The organism is Streptomyces sp. DS1-CR2 (assembly GCF_055760475.1).
The window spans coordinates 2,927,209-2,947,464 of record NZ_CM147085.1; the positions used below are offsets into that span (position 1 = coordinate 2,927,209).

Consider the following 20,256-nt stretch of genomic DNA (forward strand, 5'->3'; position numbering starts at 1 on the left):
GGCCTCCCTACCTTGCGATGCGGACGGTGGTGCCCTGTGCACGCCCGTACTTGAGCAGGACCCGCTCGAACTCGCGGGCCACAGCGACAGGGTCCATCGCGTTGCCAATGGTGACGTTGACGACGAAGTCGCCTCCACCACCGCCGACCGCGACGGCAGGCCGGCCCATCACAGGACTGGTCGCTGCGACGCGCCCAGACACGGCCGACAGGGCGCGGTCGAGGACGGGCATACGGTCGACCAGGCCGACGGCCAGGCCCTCCGTGGAGTACCGGCCAACCTCGGCCATGACCGTGCTGGGGCTCTTGATGCCGAGGGCCTTCTTGATGGCCGCCTGCATCCCCTTGGCGATCTTCAGCATCTGCTTTTCAATCGCGTCCTGCTGCGAGGACAGGCCCTTGAGGAACCCCTTGCCCGCGTTCTTCCCCGAGTCGTACAGGGCGTCGGCACCGGCACGGCCCAGGGTGTCCGCCTGATCATTGATCTTGTACTGGGTGGAGTTGATCTCCTTGAAGAGCTTGGAGTTCGCGCCCGCCAGCGCGGACGCATACGCGTAGCCCTCCTCGGGCCCCATAGTGAGGATCTCGCGGAGCATGGTCTTGTTCAGGCCGCGCTTCTTGAGGGTGTAGATGTAGCTGGTGAACGTCTTCATCTTGGCGAGCCGCTGCTGCAGCTTGCTATTGATGCCGGACGCGGTGACCTGCTCCTCACCCTCGAACATGCCGCCCAGCGAAGCGGACTGCTTCGCGCCGACCCGGGTCGTTTCGGCGAACTCCTTGGCCCGCTTGATCGTCGCCGCGATCGAGTCCCGCTTCCCTGCCAGGCTGGTCAGCGTCTTGGTCTGCCGGTTGACATAGGCGACCAAGCGATTGTCCTTGCTGCCCGTGAATGCAGCCCAAATGTCCTTGGCCAGATCCTTGGACGTGGACGCGATCTTGGCCTTCGAGCCGGTCAGTCCCTTGATCAGACCCGCGCCGACGTCCTTGGCCAACGCTGTCGTCCGCTTGGACGGGGATGCGATCTGCAGCTCGCCCTTGATGCCGAGGACGACCGCACCGGCCATACGCCGCGCCGCCCCCTCGACACCGCCAGCCGAGGCGTCCATGCCCCGCACCAGGCCCTTGGCCACGTCCATGCCGGCGCCGCCCATGCCGCCGGAGGATCCGACGCTGTCCGAGTTGATCGCCTCGATCAGCGCCTTGTACTTCGCGGTACTGCGCGCGTTGACGACGTACTCGCCATTGGATGCCCACCACATGGGGATGCTGTCCGACGTGCCCGTGCCTGGACCGCTCAGCATCCCGCCTGGCATGCCGCCGCCCGCGAACCTCGGTGCCGGCCCGCCGGTACGGCGGAACGTCTTCGAGGCCGACGAGTCGACCTTCTGGTAGACGGTGCGGATGTAGGTCGTCGCAGTCTTGCCGTTCAGGCTGTTCAGCTGGCCGCGGGCCGAACCGACCTTGCTTTGCAGGTCTCGGATGTCAGCAAGCAGCTTCGCCTGGCGGGACGGCGGCGTCGACGCGAGCTTGCGCTTGGCCGCCTCGATCTGCGAGTTCCACGAGTCGATCTGTGCGAACAGCTTCGCCTTGTACTGCTTCGGCGTCCCGGCCAGCTTCGCCTTGGCCTCGACGATCTGAGCGTTCCAGTCGGTGATGTCCGCCTTCAGCTTGGTGCGCTCAGGCGCCGTGAGCGAGGGATCCTTGAGCTTCGCCTTAGCCTCGGCGATCTTGCCTTGCAGGCTGGTGATGTCGCCCTTGATGCGGATGTTCTGCGGCATCTTGTCGACCTGCGCTGAGTACGCGTCGACCTTCCCGATCGCATCGTCGAAGTACGCGCTGGTGTCGGTGCGGTACTTCTCGACCGAGGCGGCCGCGGTCTTCAGCTTCGGCCCGATCTCAGGCATCCATCCGAACGCGGACGCCAGAGTCGACGCGACGCCGCTCGCGGTCGTAATGGCCGTGTCGCTGAAGCTGCGGAGTCCGAGCAGGATCAGCCGCACCTGGCTGAGCGCCATCTGCGCCACGCCGGCGAACGCGGTGGTGGTGATCTCGCGGAAGGTCTGGCTCTTCTGCCAGGCCGTGATGAATGCCGCGCCCAGGATCACGATGGCCGCCGCTGCGATGCCGATCGGTCCGGCGCTCAGCACGCTGATCGCCGCGCCGATCCCGAGGGTGGCGAGCTTGATGGTGAGGAGCGACCCGCCGATGTACGCGAGCGTGTCGGGCGGCAGCCAGCGGATGAACTTCGCCGCCCCCTCGGCCGCGGCGACCATCGCCTGCGAGATGGGGCGCATCGCGTCATACAGATCCAGTGCCGCCACGGCGAGGGCGGCCAGGGAGCCGGACCCCTCGCCCGCGATGTCCATGAACCGCTTGAACCCTGCGCTGTCACCGAGGCCCTGGCCCCACTTGGCGAACGCGGCGGAGCCCTTCTCCAGCCCGCCGGTCAGTTTGTCGCTCGTGGGCAGGAACGCGCCGATGATGCCGCCCAGGCCCACGAACACATTGCGCCCAGTGGACAGCAGGTCAGGCAGCGTCTTCTTCGCGACGTCGTTGATGCGGGCGATGAAGCCCTTCATGCCGCTGCCGTCGAGGCCGTCCATGAAATCGGAGAGGGCCTGCGCTGTGGTCTTCACCAGCGGCGTTAGGAGCGGCAGCGCCTTACGCGCGGCGTCGAGACCCTTGGTGAAGATCGGCATGGTGTCCTTGGCCAGCGACGCCGACCACTTCTCGTGCGCGCTCTTCAGCTTCGCCAGCGACAGGGCCGCGTCTGCGGTCGCCTTGGGCATCCCCTTGGTCTGCCGGGCGTAGGCCTTCTCCGCGTCGACCGCGGCCATCCGCGCGGACGTGTAGGCGGTCTGGGCCTTCTTCGTCAGGTCGCTGCCCTTGGCTTCGAGGGCGGCCGCGACCTGCTTCTTACGTGCAGCCGTCTCCTGCGCGTCCGCAAGCTTCTTCGCTGCGGCCGCGTTGTCGGTCATGAGCTTGACCTGTGGCTGCACGGCCGCGCCGAACGCCCCGGCCGCCAGGCCCGCCGAGGCGAACGCGCCAACGAGGGCGCCGGCCCCGGCCACGAACGACGCGGCCATGGGTCCGCCGCCGAGTTGGCCGACGGCGCCCAGCTTGATCAGGTTCTTTTCCAGCCTGCCAGCCGAGTTCCCCGCGCGGTCGAAGACACGGGACAGGTTGTCCCGGGCATCCAGGATGAACGTCATGCGGGAGCTACTCACTGCGTGCCGCCTCCTCCTGCTGTCGCTGGTAGTCGTCGATCCATGCGGCGTAGCGCTCGAACTGGTCGAGCGTGAGGCGCTCGATGTCCCACGGCTTCATGTGCAGCAGGTGGGCGAACAGCGGCTCGTAGGTCAGCCGTCGGAAGGCGATGCTTCGTCGGCCGACGCTTTTGGGACCGACTCGGGGTCCTCATCGGCCAGCGTGTCCAGGGCAGCGTCCGTCTCGTCGAGCGAGGCCAGGATCGAGGCCCGCTCCTCGTCGGACAGATCGGTATCTTCCTCGATGGCGACGCGGATCGCGGCCCGCTCGTCGGCGTCGTACTCGTAGCTGAGCTCGGACGCGGCCGGGGCGAACTGGCCGTAGCGCAGGGTGGTGTCGGTGCGCTTCATCAGCACCCAGGCGACCGCGCGCAGGGCGAGCATGGAGCCCTTGACGACCTTGGCGCGGGCCGCCTCCCACTCCAGGTCTGTGACGCGCTCGACCGCCTCGGCCTCGGTCGCCAGGATCCGGACGGTCTTCAGGTCCCAGCGATGGGTCTCGCCGCCCTCGGGCGCATACACAATGATCATCGGGTTCGTTCTCTCAGTTCAGGCGACGCTTCACGTCGTCGAGGACACGGGCCACCTCACGCTCCATGCGCGGACGGTGGTTTCTGATCGGGCGGTCCCACCACAGCGGGGTGGCGTTCTGCTGTGCCCAGCGGCTCTTGTTGCCGAATACGGGGTGGCGCAGACGGCCCTCGTTCAGGCGGACCAGGACACCGTTGGGGATGTCAGGGGGCAGGGCGCCCCGGTCGACCCACACGCGGGCGCCGGGGTTGCCGGTAGTCCGGACGTTGATGCGGATAGCCGCCGCGATCGACGCCCGCAGCGGGCGCGTGGTCGGCGACGGCCCCCCGCGCTTGCCCGCCTTGCGGCCGGCCGAGGCGATGTCGAGGTGGCGGATGGAGTCCTGCAGGTCGTCACGCAGCGGCTCGGCCGCACGGCGGATCCGCCGCTGCATCGAGGACCGGATGTTCTCGTGGCCGGCCGCCCGAAGCCTGCGCTGTAGATCGAGGAGCTGACCGGTGCCGGTGATCCGTACCTGCACTGGGTCACCTCACAAAGTGATGTCCGTGGCCATGTACTCGATCTTGATGGGGTTCGTTCCGTCGTACAGGCCGGTGAATTGGAGCGTGGGCTTCACGACGTCGAAGCCGTCGACCGTGGGCGGGCCCTCGTCGAAGCGGACCGCGGGCAGGGTGATCCGGAACGTCTCCGCGTAGGTCGACGCGATGATCGGGCCGATGAACTCCCACACGAGCGACGTCGCACCGTCGCTGGTGTGCAGGTCGTCCAGCGTGGTCGCGACGTAGTCGGTCTCAAGCGAACCGGTGATCTTCACCTGGTCGTTGCTGATGGGCTCCTTCTTGAGCCCGGCCTGTCCGGCGTAGAAGCGCTCCACGTGCTGCGGCCGCTCGATCTTGCACGAGACCTTGCGGATCCCGTCGAGCGCCGCCTCCGTGCCGTAGGTGCCGGTCTTGATGCCCATCTGCCCGAAGTGGAAGACCGACATGTTCGGGTACGACGCGGTCGCGAGAGTCTGCGCCTCGTCGCACGCCTTGCCGTCGAACTCGAAGCTGCCGGTGAGCATGCCGCCCACCTCGCACGCGAACTCCGCGCTGGTGACCTTGCAGCCCAGAAAGGACTTGTCGGTGACGGCTCCGGTCGTGAGCGGCACGCCCTTCTGGATCGTGAGCGACTTGCCCGCCGTGTCCGCGAGCGTGTGCGTCTGCAGGTACGCGGCCGTGGCGACCTGCTGCACTGGCGTGACCGTTGTCCCCATCAGGGCCTGCAGCAAGAGGCCCATGCCCTTGTTGGTGATCTCCAGGTCGATCGACCCTGAGACCTCCTGCCGCGTGAGAACACGGCGCGACGACAGTGCGACCAGGCGGCCCGCCGCGATGCCGGCGCTCTGAGCCGTCGTCTTCTTCAGCACCAAGGATTCCTTGGTGAACTCGATGAACTTCGTCGGAGCGACGAACGTTCCGTAGGTCGACTCGGCCGAGATGCCGAGCTGGGCGCCGAGCCCGGATCCGATCGCCATGGATCAGCCCTCCTTCTGCAGCGCGCTCTTCGGCGCCTGCTTCCTCGCCGTCGCCTTGGCGCCCGGCTCCTCCACGGGCTCCCACGCCTGCTGGCAGACGTAGCCGTCGAACCTCTCGTCCGGCACCTCGACGACCGTGTCCGGTTCGACGGTCCTCATGCCGAGCTCGGGCACGGATACCGGCTCCGGGCCCACGTAGCGCACACGCGCCATGGCTGTACTCCTCTGGTGGTGATGAATCAGATACGGGCCCGGCAGGCGACCGTGAACGCCAGGCCGGCCAGAGACCCAGAGCTCTTGTCCTGGATGAGGCTTCCGGTAGTCAGGTGCGCCCACAGGACAGTGCCGCGGAGCGTCGGAGCCTCCGGCTCCTCGTTCGTGGCACGCAGGGCAACCTCGACCCCGGCCACCAGCTCGAAGACGCGGGAGCGAGCAAGCGCCATGTCCTTGTCGCCGAGCCTCACTTCCGCGTAGCAGACGATGGTCAGCTCCTCGTCGCGGGTGCGGGCCCCCGCCGACGCGAAGTCCTGGCTGATCTCGACAGCCTGCTCGGCTCCCGGAGACCAGCCGATGTAGATCCGGCGCGAGCCGGACAGATCAGGACCGGGCGGGCCGTCCACAATGAGCGCGTCCGCCAGGCCAGTTGCCGCACGGGTGATGGACAGCAGAGCTTCGACGGCGGCTGGTGCCGCTGACGTCGCCATCACGCGAACCCAGGCGGGGCCTTGTCCGCCTCCAGAAGTTCCAGCACCCGGTTCGGGATCGCGTACCCGAAGCCCGGAATCGGCTCCGTCACGCTGTAGTCGTCGGCGCCGCCGCCACCGCGGGCCGCCCCGTACTGGGTACGCCACAGATGTTGCAGCAGCATCCGCGCCGCGAGATTGATCGCGGGCGAGGCGCCGCCCCGGCCGGCCGAGTAGGTCACCAGCCACGGCCCGCTGTAGAACGTGCCGCCGTCCAGACGCCGCACGACGCCCGCGTCCGCGTCCAGCGTCAGACTGTCCACGTCCAAGGCGAGGCCGCCCGACAGCACCGGTATGACCGAGGTGAGCGAAACGACCGGCACTCGCGTCACGGCAAGACGGGTGCCGGTCGAGTTCAAGGTCTCGGTCACGGAACGGATTTCCACCGGGCCCACGTGCCGCTCGATCGCCACGACCACCGCATCGATATACGCCTGCAGCTCCACGTCACTGGACGTGGACTCAATGTCGAGCTGCGCCTTGGCATCTTCCAGAGTGAGGATCGCCATGCCCTCACCCCCTTCTACTTGCCGCGGGCGGCGGTACGCCTCGGCTTCGATTCGACCGCCGTCTCCCGCGGTTCGGTGGCCTCGCGCTCGGTGACGGGCTGCTTGTCGGCGCCGAGCCGCTTGAGCTCCGCGTCGACCTCGGCGACCCGCTTGCTCAGGCCTCGCACCTTGTAGCCGTCGCGCTCGCGTTCCAGAGACGCCACCAGGTCCCGGCGTCGCTCCGCCGCGACCTCGGCCTCGGTCCTCTCCCGTTCGGGCTCGATCCGCATCCTTCACTCCCCTCAAAGGTGGGGCCCCGGCCCAGGGCGGGCCGGGGCCGTGGGCGGCCTAGAAGACAGGCGCGATGAGGCCGGTGCCGGACACGACGCTGATCGACTTCGGGTACCGCTCCGAGTGCAGCGCCGCGTAGTTGTAAAACCGCAGCAGAACGGACAGTTGGTCGGCCTTGGACTCACGGAAGGTCTCCGAGCGCGGGGTGCCCTCGAAGAGGATGATGTCGCTGGACCGCGCGACGATGACCCGGTCCTCGTTCGTGCCCGCACCGAGGTTCGTCGGGATGTTCGGGTCGACGTACACCGGCAGACCCTGCAGCGTGCCGACGAAGCCCTCGGACACCACATCGCTCATGGCGGCCAGAACGTTCTGCGGCATGTTCGCCGCCGGCACCACCAGCGGGCGGCCCGCGGTGTCGAGAGACACCGTGTACCAGGCCCACCGGCGCGGGTGCATGAAGATCTTGTCAGGCGGGAGCAGGCGACCGGTGTGGATCTGCTGGATACCGTCACCCACCTTGGAGTACGCCTCGCCGACCGTCGGGGTCGCGTCGGTGTACGTCACAGCGTTCAGGCCGGACACGTTGAGGATGCCCCGCTTGTTCGCGGCGTTGTTGCTGATGACGAACGCGTCGAGCTTCGTCGAGTAGTCCGCCGCCAGGTCCGCGAGGAGGATCGTGTCCATGTTGATCGGCGACTGCTCCAGGAGCTGGAGCGGCACGACCTGCTGACCCGCGATCGTCGCCACCGACGCAGAGACCGAGGACGCCGTGGCATCCGTGTTCTGCACCCCGGTGTTCTGCGTTGCCTGCTCGGCCACCGCCGTACCCGACGCGAGGCGCGGCAGGCTGATGGTGTCCGTACCGGCCGGAAGCGGCTGGTGCTGCACCTGGTCGGCCACGACACGGCCGGCGCGGGCGAGGGTGACGTAGTCGTCGATCATCCACAGCGGCGGCACGAACTCGCCGGCCGAGCCGTCCGTGGTGGTCAGGGCGCGCTTCTCCAGGCCGTCGGCGACCTGCTCGTCGTTGCGGCGCAGGCGGTCCATGGCGTTACGGTCGCCCATGTGCTGCGAGCGGTACAGGTCGCGGAAGTACGAGGTCCGCCCGCCCTTGCGGTAGGTCTCCGGCTCAGAGGTGACCGTGATCCCGGACGCGACCGGGGCCGGCGCCTGGCCGTACTTCGAGCGGAGCTCTGCGGCCTTATTGTCGCGGGTCTCGGACTCTTCGAGCTCGGCGATCCGCTCTTCCTTCGCCTTGATCTCGACGTCCTTCGCCTTGATGGCGTCGCGCTTCTCGTCGAACGTCGACTGCTCGTCGTCAGTCAGGTTGCGCTTCTCCGTCTTGGGCGCCTCGATGACGGCATCCAGTTCGGTCTTCAGCGCGGCCCGCTGCTCGAGCAGCTCCTGCAGCTGAGTACGCAGGAATGCGAGCATGGCTCACTCCTAATCTGTGATGGGAATTGCGGTGGGGTCGCGCCTGCGGATCCGTTCGGGTGGTGGTCCAGGTGGTGGCGTTCCTGCGGGCATGCCGAGGAGCGCTCCGGCGTGGACTCCGGCGCGTCAGGTAGTGCAGGCGAGGCGGCTACAGGTCGAGTGCTGCGGCCTGAGCCAGGTAGAGGGAAAGCGGATGCCCGGCCGAAGGCTCGGGCTCCACGACAGGCGGGGTGAAACGGCGCTGGAGGCGCTCCATGAGCGCGCGCGCATCGTCCTCGCCCAGCCGGTCGAAGTCGGCGGCGCGCATGGCGCTCACCGAAGTGTTGGGGTTTGCGCCGAAGTTGACGACGCTGACGTCGCCGCGGTGGATGTCGACCTCCTGGATATCCCGCTGGTCGTAGTCCGGGGACCACAGCTGGCGGGTCACGCGGAAGGCGAAGCTCATCTCGTCGACGCTGTGCTCCTCCATGGCGAGCAGCATGTCGTTGACGTCGGACCGCTTGGTGTTGACGTCGGCCTCCATGTGGAGACCGACCGTGTCCTCGGACAGGCGCAGCGTTCCGGCCTGCGTGTACGCCATGGCGAGCCCGCCATGGTTCAGCAGCAGCTGCACCTGCGGCGTCTCAGCGAGGGTCTTCGCGAACGAGCCGGTGCGAAGCACCTCGTTGTACGACCCGAACATGTCCCACATCTCGTAGGGCTGCTCGGTCACCGAGGCGTACCCCTCGATCGTCGAGACGCCGGACGCGCCCTTCTTGGCGCGCACCTCCAACTCGACTGGGAAAGCACGGCGGACAATGCCGCCGGCCGCTCCCCGCTCACTGATGTCCGTCATGGCTGCCCTCCTGTGGGGTCATGGTTGGCCGGGGCGTCCGTGCTCGGCACGGCACCCCACGGCACGGGCAGCCAGTCCTCGTCATCCCGCACCTCGTTGATCACCTTGAACTGGTTCCGCAGCGCAATCGCGTGTGCCTTGTAGCGCGTAAGCAGGTCCGTGCGGACGAGGGCCGACCGGTTGAACTTCACCTTCTGGCCCGGCAACAGCAGGGCGGACAGGGCGCGCTCGATGCGGACCAGCCACGGGTCTACCGCGTAGGTCAGCAGGTCCAGCGAGCGCTGCTCGATGTTCGAGTACGTGAGGCTGCCGCCGGTCTCGTAGCCGTAGATCTCCGCGAAACCCGGGCCGAAGATCCGGCAGCACTCGGCTGCCGTGTAGTTGTTCGTCTCCAGGAACTGGGACTCGTTCGGCGAGATCTGAATGCTCTGGTACTTCCAGCCGTTGCCAAGTACCGCCGGCTCCCGGCGCCCGTGCACCGCGGCCATGAACCGCTCCTTCGCGGTCATCGCCTGCCGGGCGTCCAGCGCCTGCTCTGACGACAGGATCCCTGACGGGTGCGCGCCGTCCTGGAACCAGCTCGCACCGAACTGCAGCGCGCTGATCCCTGTGGCGATCGTCGTGGCCTGCAGCGCAATCGGCGACAGGCCGAGGAGACGCCCAGGCGACGGATGCACCCGGCAGTGCCACACGTCCTCGCGCGGGACGGTCTTACCGCCTACCCGCCAGTCAGGATGGCCCCCCATGTCGAGCGTGACGCCCACCATGTCCGGGTGCTGCAAGGCGATTTGCGTAGCAGTCCCCCGCACCCTGTCGCGGTCGCCGACGATGCCGTACACGTTGCCGCGGAGCATCGCCGAGAACACGAACTGGTACAGCCAGTCCGGCAGGCCATGCCCGTCGCCTGCCAGATCAGCGAGCCATGGCGGCAGCGACTGCGACTCCCGCGGTCGGGGGTAGAAGTCGAGCGGCATCGTCTCCGCCACGGTGGCCACCAGGTTCACGCACGACCACACCGCAACCTTCTGCAGCGACGCCTCCATGCGGGACAGGTCCACGCGCGCATAGCCGCCGCCCTGCGCCGAGTTCGGCGGGATTGGTGGGGGCTCCTGCGCCCACGCGCTGCGCTGCTCGCGCTGGCCGAAGAGGAAACTCACGACAGGCCGCCCCCGCTCTTACGCTGCGGCATCCGGTCCGCGATCTGATCCGCCAGCAACAGGACGCCAGCCGCGAGGAACCCGGCCGGCCGCCACGCAAGCCACGCCCCATACGAGACCAGGACGAGACCGGCCAAGCCTGGGAGCGCCCGCCACAGCGCTCCCAGGACCAGCCCCGCCGCGCCCGCCAGGCGCACCCACAACGCCTGCAAGCGACGCATCCCAACCCCTCACCAGATGTTGTCCAACGGATCGGCCCGCTCCTCGACGTCAGCACCCAAGCCCCACTTCGCCAGAGTCACCGCGACCAGCGGACTGATGTCCACCGAGACGCCACGCCGGGCCCACGCCCACGCATCGCCCAGCGGACGTTTCTGCGCACCCGCCAAAGCCGCAGCCAGCGGCGCCTCGTCCAAGTGCGAGATCGTCTGCTCAGTCACCGCGTCATAGAACTGCCCGCACGCTGCCGCCGCTTCACGCGCCTTCGGCTGCACAACCTCGACGCTGAGCTCGTCCTCCAGTTCCGCTATGAGCGACCCGGCCGGTCCGCCCGCGTCCACGACCCAGGCCCTCGGCTTCCACTTCGCGTGCAGCTGCCGAGCACGCTCCAGGATCCAGCCGGTACCCGGCCGGTGGTCGACCACCTCGATGTGCGTACCGCCCCGCCACGGGCCGGCCACGGCGATCGCCGCGTGAGAGCGCTCCGGCGTCATGTCGATGGAGAACACCACCGGCTCCCCCGGCTGCGACTCGGCGGCCGCCAGGGCCCGCCACGCGTCCTCACCGATGACCTGCCAGGTATCCGCCGTATCCGACGGATAGACGCCCACGCCGAGACGCTCACGCTCGAAGATGCCGCCTGAGCCCAGCGAGGCCCGCTCGTTGCGGACATGCTGCTCGCTGATCCGGATACCGAGCGCCGGATTCGCTCGCGCCCACGCCGCAGGGTCATCCGCGTCATCATGCTCGGTGCATCCCAGGCCGCACTCGTCCTGATGCGCGTCCACTGACCATTCGAAGTACGCGAGGCTCGGGTCTGGCTCCCCCGCCTCAACCGCAGACTCTGCCCGCCGCCTCAGGCGCCCGAGCTGCACCGACGGTGAGCCGATGCCCGCTGAACCGAGGTACCAGATCTGCGGGTTGGGCACGGCCGCCATGGTCGGCATAAGTGCGCCCATCGCGTCGTCACCGAGGATCATCGCCTCATCGAGGATGTTGCAGTCACCGGTGAAACCACGACCAGAGCCGCCCGACCGCGCCAGGAACCGCAGCACCTGACCGGTGACCAGCTCGATCGCTTCCTCACCCGTCGTCTTCCGCACCCGCAGGACGCGTTTCCGCAGGTCAGGGCAACCCATGACGAGCTGCTCGATCCGGCGGAACGCGACGATGGAAGTCTTGAACTCGTGCGCCGAGTGCAGGATCAGCTTCTCGCCCAGCAGGAACAGACCCGCCAGTTCGCGGGCCTCGATGATCCCGCCCTTGCCGTTCTGCCTCGGAACGTTGATCCCGACTTCGAACGCGGTCCAGTTCCCGTCGGCGCGCTCACGCAGGCCGACGTCGAGGATGTGCTGCTGCCACGGGTCGAGTTCCAGGCCCGCCAGCGCCGCGAGCTCGACAGCCTCCTGGCCCGACGACGAGAGGAAGCCGGGAGGGGCGGTGAAAAGCCGCGGCGTCTGCACGCCGTGCAGCTCAGGCTCCGCGGCGGCGGGCCTCTCGCTTACGAGTGAGCTCATCGAGGGCGTCCCCCTCCTCGCCAATGGGAGCCAGCTTCCGGAGGTCGCTCATGATCGAGCGGAGTTCGCGGGCTACAACAGCCTTCGCGGTGGGAGCATCCGAGCCGTCAAGCGCACGCGCGAGGTCGAGGGCGACCGCCGCCATTCCGGGCGACACGTCCTCGACATGGAGCTGCTGCAGCTCGGCACGGACCAAGTCCTCGGTAGCCACGGCAATCCCCCGCCCGCCGACTCGGTCACGAGGTCAACTCGCGCGCGCCCTTCCGGCTGTTGCAGACGAAGTGGGCAAGCTGCACGTTGACCCGCGTATCGTCGCCGCCCTTCGAGATGGGGACGATGTGGTCGATCGTCGGCGCAAGCGGCTCCGGCACCTTCACGGCCATCGGGACCGACTTGCCGCACAGACCGCAATTGAAGTCATCACGGAGCGCTATCTCCGCCAGTGTGTACGGCTCCGACACGCCGCCACGCTTCGCAGCCCGGCGACGACGGTTCTTCTCCTGCCAATACAGGCGCTGCCGCTCACGCGCCTCGGGCGACAGCCCCTGTGCGGGCACCGTTCGCTTGCCCTTGTTGCCGCACGCCATTGAGCACCAGCGTTGATCCCGGCGATGCTGCCTGTACTCCCCGCCGCACGCCTCGCACGTTCCGATCGGACGACGGACCTTCCGATCGGCATAGGTTCGACGGTCCGGCACTATCTTGCGGCACGCCTCGCAGCGAAGGCGCTTGCGGCCGCGCGACGACTGCTCGCCCTCGGTGCCGCAATCGATGCACCTGAACAGTGCGATGACTTCCATTCAGCTCTCCCGGAATTACGGAAGGCCCGAGCCGGGAGACCCGGGCCCTCCTGCCCGCCGTGATCAGCGACGGGTGATCTTGGTGAGGTGGCGAGCAAGATCGCCAGGCGGTGACGGAGCGTCACGTCACACAGAGTGATCCTACTAAATCGCCAGCCCTCGCTTCAGCGGATTAGCGGCTTTCAAAATCGTCACGCGCAAAAACGAGCGAGAAGGGCGTTTGGGTCGCTCGGGAAGGCCTCAAAGAATCGGCCGGCCTCTGCCCTCGACCGGTGATCACCAAGCCCGCGACCGTTGCGGCATCGCACCGTGTGACTGTCCGCGCCGGCTGTTGTACCAGCGACTGACGACCCGCTCCATCTCCGGCTGTCGCATCGCCCTGACTCGCGCCATGACGATCTCCCTACCGGGGTCGACGGTCACGATGCGCGCCTCAAGCCTCTTGTACTTCGCGAGCGCCTTCGCGCCAGGCTGAGTGTGGATCACGTACACATCGACCTTGTCGAGGTGCTGGTACGCCTCGTTGAGCGCTGCGAAGCGGGCACGGTGCACGACCCGCATCAGCACGTCGCCGTGGTCGTGGTGGTCAGCACCGGGGCCGGCCATGGCCAGAGCCATGAGGTCCAGGTCGATGACGATGTCGGTGGGCTTGGCGTGCGCCTTGATCCAGCTGCTCTTGCCCGCTGCGGGAGGGCCCACCACCACGATCAGCACAGCGCGTCACCTCGCGGTCGGTGGCAACCCCGTAGTGAAGCGGGCCTCGTGTCTGGCGAGGTGCTCGCGGATCGGAGCCGGGTCGATGGTGACACCGATCTTGGTCTTGCTGAGGTGGCGGACCTGGACGGGATACGTCACAGGTTCCTTGCACACGGGGCACTGCACGGCCCCTGTGGTGTTGCCGTCAGCCATGGTCACCACCTCCGTGAGGCTCGCTGTGGTGCCGCCTTCGGCCGGGTCGTCGTGCGGTTGCCCCGGCTGCTGTTGCACCGTCGGTGCGCTGAGCGGGCGTTGGCAGGGTCGAGGAGGCTGCCGCCGAGGCTGAGCGGCACGAGGTGGTCGAGAGTGAAGGCGAGCGGGTGCCGGCGGCCGTCGACGTTGGCGGGGATGTTGTGGCCGCAGATCCAGCACGGATACCCGGCCGCCTTCATCGCAGCAACGAGACGGCGGTAAGGGCGCCCGTTGCGCGGGTTGCCGGCCACGGACGCCTCCCTGGCTAGGGCTGGGCAGTGGAGCCGTCCCACGCGTCCTTGAGACCCTTGCCGAGCTCGCGCTCGGTGATCTCGCTGACGTAGCGCTGCAGAGTCTTGCTGTCGACGCCGACGCATTCGATGGGCTGGCCCTGGGGCTTGGCGTCGGGGTGGGCGCGGGCTTCGTCGAAGTTCCTCTGCATGGCGGCCTTGCAGCTGAGCGCGGTGCTCGGCTTGTCGTCGTGGAGGCTGTCGGCGAGGGCGCCTCCCCCGGCGGCGGCCGCTGCTGCAGCGGCGAGCGTCGCGGCGATGTAGAGGACGATTGTGCGGGTCCGTGGCTGGCTCATGGTTCCCCCTGGCGTGCTGATGCTGAGGCAGCATCATGCGCCGCGTGGAGGCCTTGTGATGGCCATGTGGCCTTCTCGTGACATCGAGGTCCGCGGGGGAAGTCGGGCCCGCGCTATGCCGCGCGCGGTGCGCGCTGGGGCATCGGCCGGTAGGTACGGGCGCGTTCGCGTATCTCGGGCAGCGCGTACATGGTCTTGTACTCGTGGCCTTGCCCGGAGAGTTGACCGTCGCCCTGGAAGCGCTGGACCTTGCCGCGGCGTGCCCACTGGCGGATAACAGGGCCGGGGACGCCGGTCTCGGCGACGGCTTCGTGCTCGTAGACGAGGTCGTCGGGGTACAGCTCGGCGGGTCTCATCACGCCCCCAGACATGCAGAAAGCCCCCGGCCGGAAGCTGGGGGCTCAAGTGGACTGCGGACACACGAGTATCCGGATGAGGGCACTGTGACATACGGTGATCGGCAGGTCAAGCAAGGCCCTGTACGGTCACAGCAGCGCCCCCGGCACTTGACCTGCCGGGGGCGCGCTGTGTTCGGGGGTCAGGCCGCGGTCGGCGTGATCCCCTTCTGCGCGAGTGCCAGGCGGAGGCCTTCGGCTGCTTCTTCGTCGGTGATGTCGGTTCGGAGGTAGCGGCCGTACATGGCGTTCGTCTTGGTCTTCACGTCGCCCGCTGTCGCTGTGGGCCGGTCGTTCTTCCACGACCCCCAGGTGGCAAGTTCGGATGCGGCGTGGCGGGCCATGGCTACACGCTCGGTGATCTTCTTCGGCATGGGGTTCCTTGTCAGTACGAGGCAGGGATGGGCTTGCCGGGGTGGCGGACATGGAATCCGGCGGCGAGCATGGCGTGCTGGTCGTCTTTCTGGAGTCCTTGCTTGCCGCAGCAGCACGTCCAGGTGATGCCGTCGGTGACGGCTCTGTGGCCGTTGCGACGGTTGTTGTAGACGCCGTTCACTGGGCCTTCTTCCTCCCCCACGGGCGGCGGGGCTTGTCGGGGATGGGCGTGGTGCGGGGCGCGGTCGTCGTGGTGGACATGCCGGTCGTCGGGTCGAAGACGAGCACGAGCTCCAGCTCGTCGTTCGGGTCGGTCTTCTTGGTGCGGCGCTTGGTCATGGGGTTCCTTTCAGGTGAGTTGGATGTTGGAGGCGGTCCAGGGCCGGCGGTGCCCCTTGCGGATTCCGGCCTCACGGACCGATTCCGCTACGGCCGCGCGGGCTTCGGCTTCGGAGCTGGCGCGGACGGTTCCTGCGGATTCGCCGTCGTGGTGCTTGCCGTCGCTGACGGCCGCGGTCCAGTACCAGGTTCGTTTCATGCGGTCTCCTTCACTGCTCGTTGTTGGTCTTGGCCCACACGCCGACGGTCTTGCTCTCGTGCTGGCTGTGGTCCTGGTAGACGGTGCCTTCGTAGTGGTGGTGGATCTCGGGCTCAGGCTTGGCGCGCTTCGCGAGTCGGGCGAGGGCGAGAACGAGGGCGGCGGGGGCGCCGAAGACGAGGCCACAGACGACGGGGTCGGCGTACTGCGACACGTACATGAGGACGGACGCGGTGCCGCCGACCATGACGGTCGTCGCTCCCCCGGCGAGCATGAGGACGCTCGCGTCGGTCGCGCCCTGACTCGCCGGCGGGCGACCGGGCTGGGCCACGGGCGGGGCGTCGCCGATCAGCGGTGTGGGGCTGGGGTCGCGGTAGCTGGTCGGGGCGAGCGCGTCCTCGACGGCGTTGATGAGCCTCTGCGCGTTGGCGTCGACCTTGGGGTCGTCCGCCTGATCGGGCAGCGGCTGAGGCTGGGGCATGGTCATTCCTCCTTGTCGAACTCGTGGGTGGCGGACTTGATCCGCCAGATGGTCAGAGGTACTTGCGGGCCTTGCGCTGGATCCGTTCGACGTTCCGCTCGGCGTCCTTCGCGGCGCGCTTGGCGGCAGCGCGGTCGCTGCCGGTCGCGAGGTCGGCCTGGACCTTGGCTGCGGCGGCCTTTGACCGTGCGCCGTCCAGCTCGCGGAACATCTGGTCGGCCTCGCGCTCGCCGCGCTCCTCGGCCCTGGCGCGGATTCGGTCGCCCTTGGCTTCGAGGTCGGACATGTCGGCGCCGGCGATGGCGTGGCGGATGCCACGGAACGTCAGGCCGACGCGCTTGCGGTTGTCTCGGCTGGTGTACGACTCGGGCATGGTCAGTTCTCCTGCCGGACGGTGACGGTGAGGTCGCGCGGGTCCGACTTGGCGGCCTTGAGCCGCGCGTCGAGGTCGGCCTTGCTGTAGACGGCGACACTGTCGCTGTCTGCGCCGGTGATCTGGTTGACCTTGGCGCCGGTACGCGACTTCGCGGTCAGGGTCCACTTCGGCATGGTCAGTTCTCCTTCGGGAGGGTGGGAAACGGGCGGTTAGGCGGGCTGTACAGGGGTGGTGCCGTACCCCCTCTACCGGCGCTACCTCGCAGGTCAGAGGGGTCTACCTGCCCCTCTACCGGGGTAGCGGGGCCCCTCTACTTTTGGGCCCCTGGATAGAGGGGTGTTGATGTTGGTCGGGTAGTGGGGTTGGTAGAGCCGGGGGGCTCTACCAGTCATGCCGCGGCGAGTTCGTTGAGGAGTTCGACGGGCACGGCGTCCTCGATGTCGCGACGCTGGTAGCCGGCCCGGTTCTCGCCGTCGATCTTGATCTGCTTGCTGCTGCGGCGGACGCCGGCCTTCTCCAGTTCGGAGGCGAGCTTCTCGGCGTCCCAGTCGCCGTAGGTGTCCTCGTCGATGCGCACGAGGGCGGCCAGGAGGTCGGTGGTGAACATGCGGACCGAGTGGCGCATGGCCTCAAGGACGTCCGAGATGACCTCAGGGACGGTGTAGCCCTGATCGGCGGCCGAGGACGTGACGTCTCCGAGCGCGTCCCCGGACAGCTGGCTGATGGCTTTCCGCAGCTCACGGCCCTTGCGGCAGACCTCGACGAACGCTCCGCCGTCGAGGTAGTCGCCCAGGACGGTGACGAACGAGGCCGGTCCGGTGACGAGGACGCCAACGCCCTTGTGGTCTTCGGAGAGGACGGATGCGTCTGCGCCCTGGCTGGCCTTGCCCTTGCCGAGGACCATGTCGGAGCTGGTCTGGTCGATGACCTGCGTCGAGTACCGGATGGTGACGATCTCGCGGAGCTTGGTCGGCACGCTGTCGGCGTCGGGCCGCTGGCTGGCGAAGTTGGAGATGAAGCCGGCCGCCGGGCCGCGGCGGGCGATGCGGCCAAGGTCGTTGATGACCTGCTCCTTCTCGTCCTTCTCCATCGCGGTCAGGTACTCCTGCAGCTCGTCGATGGTGACGAAGATGAACGGCAGCTTGTACTTGACCTGCAGTTCCTTCGTCAGCTTGCCCTGGGGGCACAGCGATGTGGGCACGCTGCGGAACAGGGCGAACCGCCGCTCCATCTCCGCCAGGAGCTCCTTGAGCATGGCCTTGAGGGCTTCGATGGCGTCGTCTTCGGCGCCCATGACGAGGCGGTGAGCGATGGACCGCATGGGCATCCAGTCGGCGCCGCCCTTCCCGTCGGCCATGTAGTGCCGCACCCACGGGTCGAGGACTCCCGCGCTGGTCAGGAGGCGTTGCGTGAACGTCTTGCCGCGCCGCGGGAGGCCTCCGAAGAACATCGACTGCCAGATGACGGGCACGTTGATGCGGTTGCCGCGGGCGTCGCGACCGAAGGGGATGGGCTCCCACACGGAGAACGAATCCATCTTGAGCAGCGGGGAGTTGTTCTCGGGCTCGCCGTCGATCAGGTACGGGTCTTCGTCTGCGACCCACATGGAGACGCGGCCGGCGTGCCCGCCCTTGGCGGCGCGGACGCGGGACATGATGACCTGGATCTCGTCAACGCCCAGCTCAGCGGCTATGGCGGTGCGCTTGGCGAGGACATCAGCAGCAGTCTTGCCGCCGCCGCGGGGCAGGTCGAAGACGACGGCCCAGCCGTTCCCGTCGCGGAGCGGCCCCATCACACAGTTGACCTTGGGGCCGTCGTCGTCGCCCTTGCCTTGTTTCAGCAGGCCAACGGCCCGGAGCGCGTCGTTCAGCTGCTGGGCGTCCATGGCGATCCGCAGGGGCGGCGTGCCGTGGTCGAGGATCTGCGCTTCGTCGGACCAGCCGATGACGCTGAGCCCGCCGCACACCATGCAGCCGATGGCGGTCTGGAGGCCGAGGCTGGCGAACGAGAGGGCGCCTGCACTAGCGCTGGCCAGGAGGAATGCGGTTCCCCACCTCCAGCGGCGGGCTTCGGTGCGGGCGCGGTGCGCGATCTGGTACTGCATGGCGAGGGTCGGGTCTTCGGGCTTGGCCTTCGACTGGGCGGCGAGCGCCTTCACTGCCCGGGTGTGGTCCTGAGCTGCGAGGACGGGCCACAGGCGGCGTCCGCCGCGGAACGCGCCGCGTGTCGAGTAGCCGGCGACCTTGACCGCGTACTTCGGGGTGCGGAGGCCGTGGTAGCGGGCGTGCCACCAGCCGACCTTCCACAGGGCGGCGTGATTGGCCTTGATCGTCGCCCAGTTGCGGGCCCAGGCGGGCAGGACGGGGGTGTCGGGGACGGCAAGCCAGTCGGCGAGCGGGTTGTCGGGGCGGTCGACAGCCTCGACAACTTCCTCAGCCGCGGCGATGACGGCCTCGTCGTCCTTGACGAGACGCACGGGTTCAGCGGTCGTGGTCATTCGGCATCGTCCAGTTCGGGGAGCGGAGCCCTGTCGAGGATCTCCGCGCGGATGTTTTTGGCGGTGGAGTCGGAGACCTTGCCGAGGCCTGCCTTCTGTATGGCGGTGGCGAACTCGGCGGCAGTCGGGTTACGGCGGAGCCGTGCGAACTCGTCGTGGAAGACAGGGCCCGCGTCGGCGACCCATTCGTCCATGGAGCGCCGCTTGTTGGCGGGCTTCTTGGCGGCCGGGCTGGCGCCCTTCTGTCGCGGCTGCGGAGCAGGCTTCTTGGCGACAGGAGCGGCCTTCTTGGCGGGGCTTTCTGGCGGCTTGTTGGCGGCGCCAGTTGGCGCCTCTTGGCGGTCGCTGTTGGCGGCTGGCGCGGTCGGAACTGGCGGTGCTTCTGGCGCTGGAACTGTCGCCGCTACGGGTGCGGGCTGGCGCTGCTTCTGGCGGCGTCGGCGGGCCTCCCGCGGCAGCTTGGGCGGGGCCGTCATCAGGTGCACGCGCCAGAGGATGAGCGAGGCGACGGAGGCGACAAGAGCGATCAGCCACCACGTCGGCTTGGCGGTCGGCGTCAGCCCGAACAGGCGGGCGTCAGCCAGGTGGTAGGCGACGTTCGCGGCGATCGTCAGGGTGATCGCCTGGATGATGTCGCGGTGGCGGCGGAACGCCTGGATGACGTACACGTCGATGACGAACGGCAGCAGCCAGGCGACGGTCTTGTCGAAGCCGACCATGCGGGCGAGCGCGTACTCGCCGGAAGCGGTAAGGCCGACGGTCCCGGCGATGATGGCGCGCGCCGCCCACGTGTCGAGGTTGTCGTCGCGCTTCTGCCGCTGCTCGGCTTCGGCCTTGGCCTGCTCGCGGATGCGGCCGGCCTCGCTGCTTGCTCCGGCCAGCGTCCGGGTGCGGGCGCTGTTCGCCTCGTCGACGATGTGGCGCGCCTCGGAGTGCGCCCTGTCGAGGGTCTGCTGGGCCTTGGTCGTCGCCTCGCTGTGCATGCGGTTCGCCTGCGCCAGGAGCGCTTCGGCTTCAGCCCGGTTCGCCGCGGCCTGGTCGTCGTGGAGCGGCAGGGGCTTGAACCCGTTGGGGTCTATCACTGGGCCCTCCGGAGTGCGAGCCATCCGCCGCCGGCGAGAAACAGGATGGGCGGGATCATGGCGATGAGTGCGGCGGCGCCGCGCATCGCGAGGCCGATGGTGTTCTCACCGACCGCCGGATTGGCGCCGACGAGGACGAGGAAGAGGGCGAAGAGCAGGCCTACGAGCACGCGCATGAC

Annotated in this window: 30 protein-coding genes; all 30 read right to left on the bottom strand. The window is 68.3% G+C overall.

Annotation, left to right across the window (positions count from 1 at the left end):
- Nucleotides 1-7 precede the first annotated feature (7 nt).
- The 30 genes from ACY0PA_RS14380 to ACY0PA_RS14525 all read right to left on the bottom strand — a co-directional run bounded on the left by ACY0PA_RS14380 (nucleotide 8) and on the right by ACY0PA_RS14525 (nucleotide 20,253).
- A complete protein-coding gene (locus tag ACY0PA_RS14380; protein ID WP_473084991.1) occupies nucleotides 8-3,226 on the bottom strand; it encodes a zinc ribbon domain-containing protein in 3,219 nt (1,072 codons plus the stop codon).
- A gap of 132 nt (nucleotides 3,227-3,358) precedes the next feature.
- Nucleotides 3,359-3,796: a hypothetical protein gene (locus ACY0PA_RS14385; protein ID WP_473084992.1), complete on the bottom strand. Its 438-nt coding sequence runs from the start codon at nucleotides 3,794-3,796 to the stop codon at nucleotides 3,359-3,361.
- A gap of 13 nt (nucleotides 3,797-3,809) precedes the next feature.
- Nucleotides 3,810-4,316 carry a hypothetical protein gene (locus ACY0PA_RS14390; protein ID WP_473084993.1) on the bottom strand — a complete coding sequence of 169 codons (507 nt, stop codon included), beginning with the start codon at nucleotides 4,314-4,316 and terminating at the stop codon, nucleotides 3,810-3,812.
- A 9-nt stretch (nucleotides 4,317-4,325) separates the two neighbouring features.
- Nucleotides 4,326-5,312: a phage tail tube protein gene (locus ACY0PA_RS14395; protein ID WP_473084994.1), complete on the bottom strand. Its 987-nt coding sequence runs from the start codon at nucleotides 5,310-5,312 to the stop codon at nucleotides 4,326-4,328.
- 3 nt (nucleotides 5,313-5,315) lie between these two features.
- Nucleotides 5,316-5,525, bottom strand: a complete 210-nt coding sequence (locus tag ACY0PA_RS14400) for a hypothetical protein (RefSeq protein WP_473084995.1) — start codon at nucleotides 5,523-5,525, stop codon at nucleotides 5,316-5,318.
- A 26-nt stretch (nucleotides 5,526-5,551) separates the two neighbouring features.
- A complete protein-coding gene (locus ACY0PA_RS14405; protein ID WP_473084996.1) occupies nucleotides 5,552-6,016 on the bottom strand; it encodes a hypothetical protein in 465 nt (154 codons plus the stop codon).
- Complete coding sequence (locus tag ACY0PA_RS14410; protein WP_473084997.1) at nucleotides 6,016-6,564, bottom strand: head-tail connector protein; 549 nt, start codon at nucleotides 6,562-6,564, stop codon at nucleotides 6,016-6,018. Before ACY0PA_RS14410 ends, ACY0PA_RS14405 begins: the two co-directional genes overlap by 1 nt.
- Before the next feature lie 14 nt (nucleotides 6,565-6,578).
- Nucleotides 6,579-6,833 (bottom strand): hypothetical protein, encoded by a 255-nt coding sequence (locus ACY0PA_RS14415; protein ID WP_473084998.1) that lies wholly within the window; start codon nucleotides 6,831-6,833, stop codon nucleotides 6,579-6,581.
- 58 nt (nucleotides 6,834-6,891) lie between these two features.
- Entirely contained in the window at nucleotides 6,892-8,271 is a 1,380-nt protein-coding gene (locus tag ACY0PA_RS14420; RefSeq protein ID WP_473084999.1) for a phage major capsid protein, read from the bottom strand.
- A 148-nt stretch (nucleotides 8,272-8,419) separates the two neighbouring features.
- The gene (locus ACY0PA_RS14425) at nucleotides 8,420-9,106 is read right to left on the bottom strand and encodes an HK97 family phage prohead protease (RefSeq protein ID WP_473085000.1); all 687 of its coding nucleotides are present in this window, start codon (nucleotides 9,104-9,106) and stop codon (nucleotides 8,420-8,422) included.
- The gene (locus ACY0PA_RS14430) at nucleotides 9,103-10,263 is read right to left on the bottom strand and encodes a phage portal protein (protein WP_473085001.1); all 1,161 of its coding nucleotides are present in this window, start codon (nucleotides 10,261-10,263) and stop codon (nucleotides 9,103-9,105) included. Before ACY0PA_RS14430 ends, ACY0PA_RS14425 begins: the two co-directional genes overlap by 4 nt.
- Entirely contained in the window at nucleotides 10,260-10,484 is a 225-nt protein-coding gene (locus ACY0PA_RS14435) for a hypothetical protein (RefSeq protein WP_473085002.1), read from the bottom strand. Before ACY0PA_RS14435 ends, ACY0PA_RS14430 begins: the two co-directional genes overlap by 4 nt.
- A 9-nt stretch (nucleotides 10,485-10,493) precedes the next feature.
- Nucleotides 10,494-11,945, bottom strand: a complete 1,452-nt coding sequence (locus ACY0PA_RS14440) for a terminase (protein WP_473085003.1) — start codon at nucleotides 11,943-11,945, stop codon at nucleotides 10,494-10,496.
- 10 nt (nucleotides 11,946-11,955) lie between these two features.
- The gene (locus tag ACY0PA_RS14445) at nucleotides 11,956-12,210 is read right to left on the bottom strand and encodes a hypothetical protein (protein ID WP_473085004.1); all 255 of its coding nucleotides are present in this window, start codon (nucleotides 12,208-12,210) and stop codon (nucleotides 11,956-11,958) included.
- Between the two features lie 25 nt (nucleotides 12,211-12,235).
- The gene (locus ACY0PA_RS14450) at nucleotides 12,236-12,799 is read right to left on the bottom strand and encodes an HNH endonuclease (RefSeq protein WP_473085005.1); all 564 of its coding nucleotides are present in this window, start codon (nucleotides 12,797-12,799) and stop codon (nucleotides 12,236-12,238) included.
- A gap of 276 nt (nucleotides 12,800-13,075) precedes the next feature.
- A complete protein-coding gene (locus tag ACY0PA_RS14455) occupies nucleotides 13,076-13,513 on the bottom strand; it encodes an AAA family ATPase (protein ID WP_473085006.1) in 438 nt (145 codons plus the stop codon).
- Between the two features lie 6 nt (nucleotides 13,514-13,519).
- Nucleotides 13,520-13,708, bottom strand: coding sequence for a hypothetical protein (locus tag ACY0PA_RS14460; protein ID WP_473085007.1), 189 nt, complete (start codon nucleotides 13,706-13,708; stop codon nucleotides 13,520-13,522).
- A gap of 2 nt (nucleotides 13,709-13,710) precedes the next feature.
- Nucleotides 13,711-13,998 carry an HNH endonuclease gene (locus tag ACY0PA_RS14465; RefSeq protein ID WP_473085008.1) on the bottom strand — a complete coding sequence of 96 codons (288 nt, stop codon included), beginning with the start codon at nucleotides 13,996-13,998 and terminating at the stop codon, nucleotides 13,711-13,713.
- A gap of 14 nt (nucleotides 13,999-14,012) precedes the next feature.
- On the bottom strand, nucleotides 14,013-14,333 hold the full coding sequence (locus ACY0PA_RS14470; RefSeq protein ID WP_473085009.1) for a hypothetical protein: 321 nt from the start codon (nucleotides 14,331-14,333) through the stop codon (nucleotides 14,013-14,015).
- 113 nt (nucleotides 14,334-14,446) lie between these two features.
- The gene (locus ACY0PA_RS14475) at nucleotides 14,447-14,689 is read right to left on the bottom strand and encodes a hypothetical protein (protein WP_473085010.1); all 243 of its coding nucleotides are present in this window, start codon (nucleotides 14,687-14,689) and stop codon (nucleotides 14,447-14,449) included.
- Nucleotides 14,690-14,871: 182 nt separating this feature from the next.
- Nucleotides 14,872-15,102 carry a hypothetical protein gene (locus tag ACY0PA_RS14480; RefSeq protein WP_473085011.1) on the bottom strand — a complete coding sequence of 77 codons (231 nt, stop codon included), beginning with the start codon at nucleotides 15,100-15,102 and terminating at the stop codon, nucleotides 14,872-14,874.
- Between the two features lie 11 nt (nucleotides 15,103-15,113).
- Entirely contained in the window at nucleotides 15,114-15,284 is a 171-nt protein-coding gene (locus ACY0PA_RS14485; RefSeq protein WP_473085012.1) for a hypothetical protein, read from the bottom strand.
- Nucleotides 15,281-15,442 carry a hypothetical protein gene (locus tag ACY0PA_RS14490; protein ID WP_473085013.1) on the bottom strand — a complete coding sequence of 54 codons (162 nt, stop codon included), beginning with the start codon at nucleotides 15,440-15,442 and terminating at the stop codon, nucleotides 15,281-15,283. Before ACY0PA_RS14490 ends, ACY0PA_RS14485 begins: the two co-directional genes overlap by 4 nt.
- A 10-nt stretch (nucleotides 15,443-15,452) precedes the next feature.
- The gene (locus ACY0PA_RS14495) at nucleotides 15,453-15,641 is read right to left on the bottom strand and encodes a hypothetical protein (protein WP_473085014.1); all 189 of its coding nucleotides are present in this window, start codon (nucleotides 15,639-15,641) and stop codon (nucleotides 15,453-15,455) included.
- 10 nt (nucleotides 15,642-15,651) lie between these two features.
- Nucleotides 15,652-16,122, bottom strand: a complete 471-nt coding sequence (locus tag ACY0PA_RS14500; protein WP_473085015.1) for a hypothetical protein — start codon at nucleotides 16,120-16,122, stop codon at nucleotides 15,652-15,654.
- A 52-nt stretch (nucleotides 16,123-16,174) separates the two neighbouring features.
- Entirely contained in the window at nucleotides 16,175-16,495 is a 321-nt protein-coding gene (locus ACY0PA_RS14505; protein WP_473085016.1) for a hypothetical protein, read from the bottom strand.
- A gap of 2 nt (nucleotides 16,496-16,497) precedes the next feature.
- Nucleotides 16,498-16,671: a hypothetical protein gene (locus tag ACY0PA_RS14510; RefSeq protein ID WP_473085017.1), complete on the bottom strand. Its 174-nt coding sequence runs from the start codon at nucleotides 16,669-16,671 to the stop codon at nucleotides 16,498-16,500.
- 215 nt (nucleotides 16,672-16,886) lie between these two features.
- Complete coding sequence (locus ACY0PA_RS14515; RefSeq protein WP_473085018.1) at nucleotides 16,887-18,995, bottom strand: FtsK/SpoIIIE domain-containing protein; 2,109 nt, start codon at nucleotides 18,993-18,995, stop codon at nucleotides 16,887-16,889.
- The gene (locus tag ACY0PA_RS14520) at nucleotides 18,992-20,077 is read right to left on the bottom strand and encodes a hypothetical protein (protein WP_473085019.1); all 1,086 of its coding nucleotides are present in this window, start codon (nucleotides 20,075-20,077) and stop codon (nucleotides 18,992-18,994) included. The genes ACY0PA_RS14515 and ACY0PA_RS14520 overlap by 4 nt, the downstream gene beginning before the upstream one ends.
- On the bottom strand, nucleotides 20,074-20,253 hold the full coding sequence (locus tag ACY0PA_RS14525; protein WP_473085020.1) for a hypothetical protein: 180 nt from the start codon (nucleotides 20,251-20,253) through the stop codon (nucleotides 20,074-20,076). The genes ACY0PA_RS14520 and ACY0PA_RS14525 overlap by 4 nt, the downstream gene beginning before the upstream one ends.
- Between the last annotated feature and the right edge of the window lie 3 nt (nucleotides 20,254-20,256).

What these genes read in the sequence shown, in the direction of transcription:
- ACY0PA_RS14385 (WP_473084992.1), bottom strand. Translation starts at nt 3,796, where the DNA reads ATGATCATTGTGTATGCGCCCGAGGGCGGCGAGACCCATCGCTGGGAC.
- ACY0PA_RS14395 (WP_473084994.1), bottom strand. Translation starts at nt 5,312, where the DNA reads ATGGCGATCGGATCCGGGCTCGGCGCCCAGCTCGGCATCTCGGCCGAG.
- ACY0PA_RS14400 (WP_473084995.1), bottom strand. Translation starts at nt 5,525, where the DNA reads ATGGCGCGTGTGCGCTACGTGGGCCCGGAGCCGGTATCCGTGCCCGAG.
- ACY0PA_RS14405 (WP_473084996.1), bottom strand. Translation starts at nt 6,016, where the DNA reads ATGGCGACGTCAGCGGCACCAGCCGCCGTCGAAGCTCTGCTGTCCATC.
- ACY0PA_RS14410 (WP_473084997.1), bottom strand. Translation starts at nt 6,564, where the DNA reads ATGGCGATCCTCACTCTGGAAGATGCCAAGGCGCAGCTCGACATTGAG.
- ACY0PA_RS14415 (WP_473084998.1), bottom strand. Translation starts at nt 6,833, where the DNA reads ATGCGGATCGAGCCCGAACGGGAGAGGACCGAGGCCGAGGTCGCGGCG.
- ACY0PA_RS14420 (WP_473084999.1), bottom strand. Translation starts at nt 8,271, where the DNA reads ATGCTCGCATTCCTGCGTACTCAGCTGCAGGAGCTGCTCGAGCAGCGG.
- ACY0PA_RS14425 (WP_473085000.1), bottom strand. Translation starts at nt 9,106, where the DNA reads ATGACGGACATCAGTGAGCGGGGAGCGGCCGGCGGCATTGTCCGCCGT.
- ACY0PA_RS14435 (WP_473085002.1), bottom strand. Translation starts at nt 10,484, where the DNA reads ATGCGTCGCTTGCAGGCGTTGTGGGTGCGCCTGGCGGGCGCGGCGGGG.
- ACY0PA_RS14450 (WP_473085005.1), bottom strand. Translation starts at nt 12,799, where the DNA reads ATGGAAGTCATCGCACTGTTCAGGTGCATCGATTGCGGCACCGAGGGC.
- ACY0PA_RS14460 (WP_473085007.1), bottom strand. Translation starts at nt 13,708, where the DNA reads ATGGCTGACGGCAACACCACAGGGGCCGTGCAGTGCCCCGTGTGCAAG.
- ACY0PA_RS14470 (WP_473085009.1), bottom strand. Translation starts at nt 14,333, where the DNA reads ATGAGCCAGCCACGGACCCGCACAATCGTCCTCTACATCGCCGCGACG.
- ACY0PA_RS14475 (WP_473085010.1), bottom strand. Translation starts at nt 14,689, where the DNA reads ATGAGACCCGCCGAGCTGTACCCCGACGACCTCGTCTACGAGCACGAA.
- ACY0PA_RS14480 (WP_473085011.1), bottom strand. Translation starts at nt 15,102, where the DNA reads ATGCCGAAGAAGATCACCGAGCGTGTAGCCATGGCCCGCCACGCCGCA.
- ACY0PA_RS14490 (WP_473085013.1), bottom strand. Translation starts at nt 15,442, where the DNA reads ATGACCAAGCGCCGCACCAAGAAGACCGACCCGAACGACGAGCTGGAG.
- ACY0PA_RS14495 (WP_473085014.1), bottom strand. Translation starts at nt 15,641, where the DNA reads ATGAAACGAACCTGGTACTGGACCGCGGCCGTCAGCGACGGCAAGCAC.
- ACY0PA_RS14500 (WP_473085015.1), bottom strand. Translation starts at nt 16,122, where the DNA reads ATGCCCCAGCCTCAGCCGCTGCCCGATCAGGCGGACGACCCCAAGGTC.
- ACY0PA_RS14505 (WP_473085016.1), bottom strand. Translation starts at nt 16,495, where the DNA reads ATGCCCGAGTCGTACACCAGCCGAGACAACCGCAAGCGCGTCGGCCTG.
- ACY0PA_RS14510 (WP_473085017.1), bottom strand. Translation starts at nt 16,671, where the DNA reads ATGCCGAAGTGGACCCTGACCGCGAAGTCGCGTACCGGCGCCAAGGTC.
- ACY0PA_RS14515 (WP_473085018.1), bottom strand. Translation starts at nt 18,995, where the DNA reads ATGACCACGACCGCTGAACCCGTGCGTCTCGTCAAGGACGACGAGGCC.
- ACY0PA_RS14525 (WP_473085020.1), bottom strand. Translation starts at nt 20,253, where the DNA reads ATGCGCGTGCTCGTAGGCCTGCTCTTCGCCCTCTTCCTCGTCCTCGTC.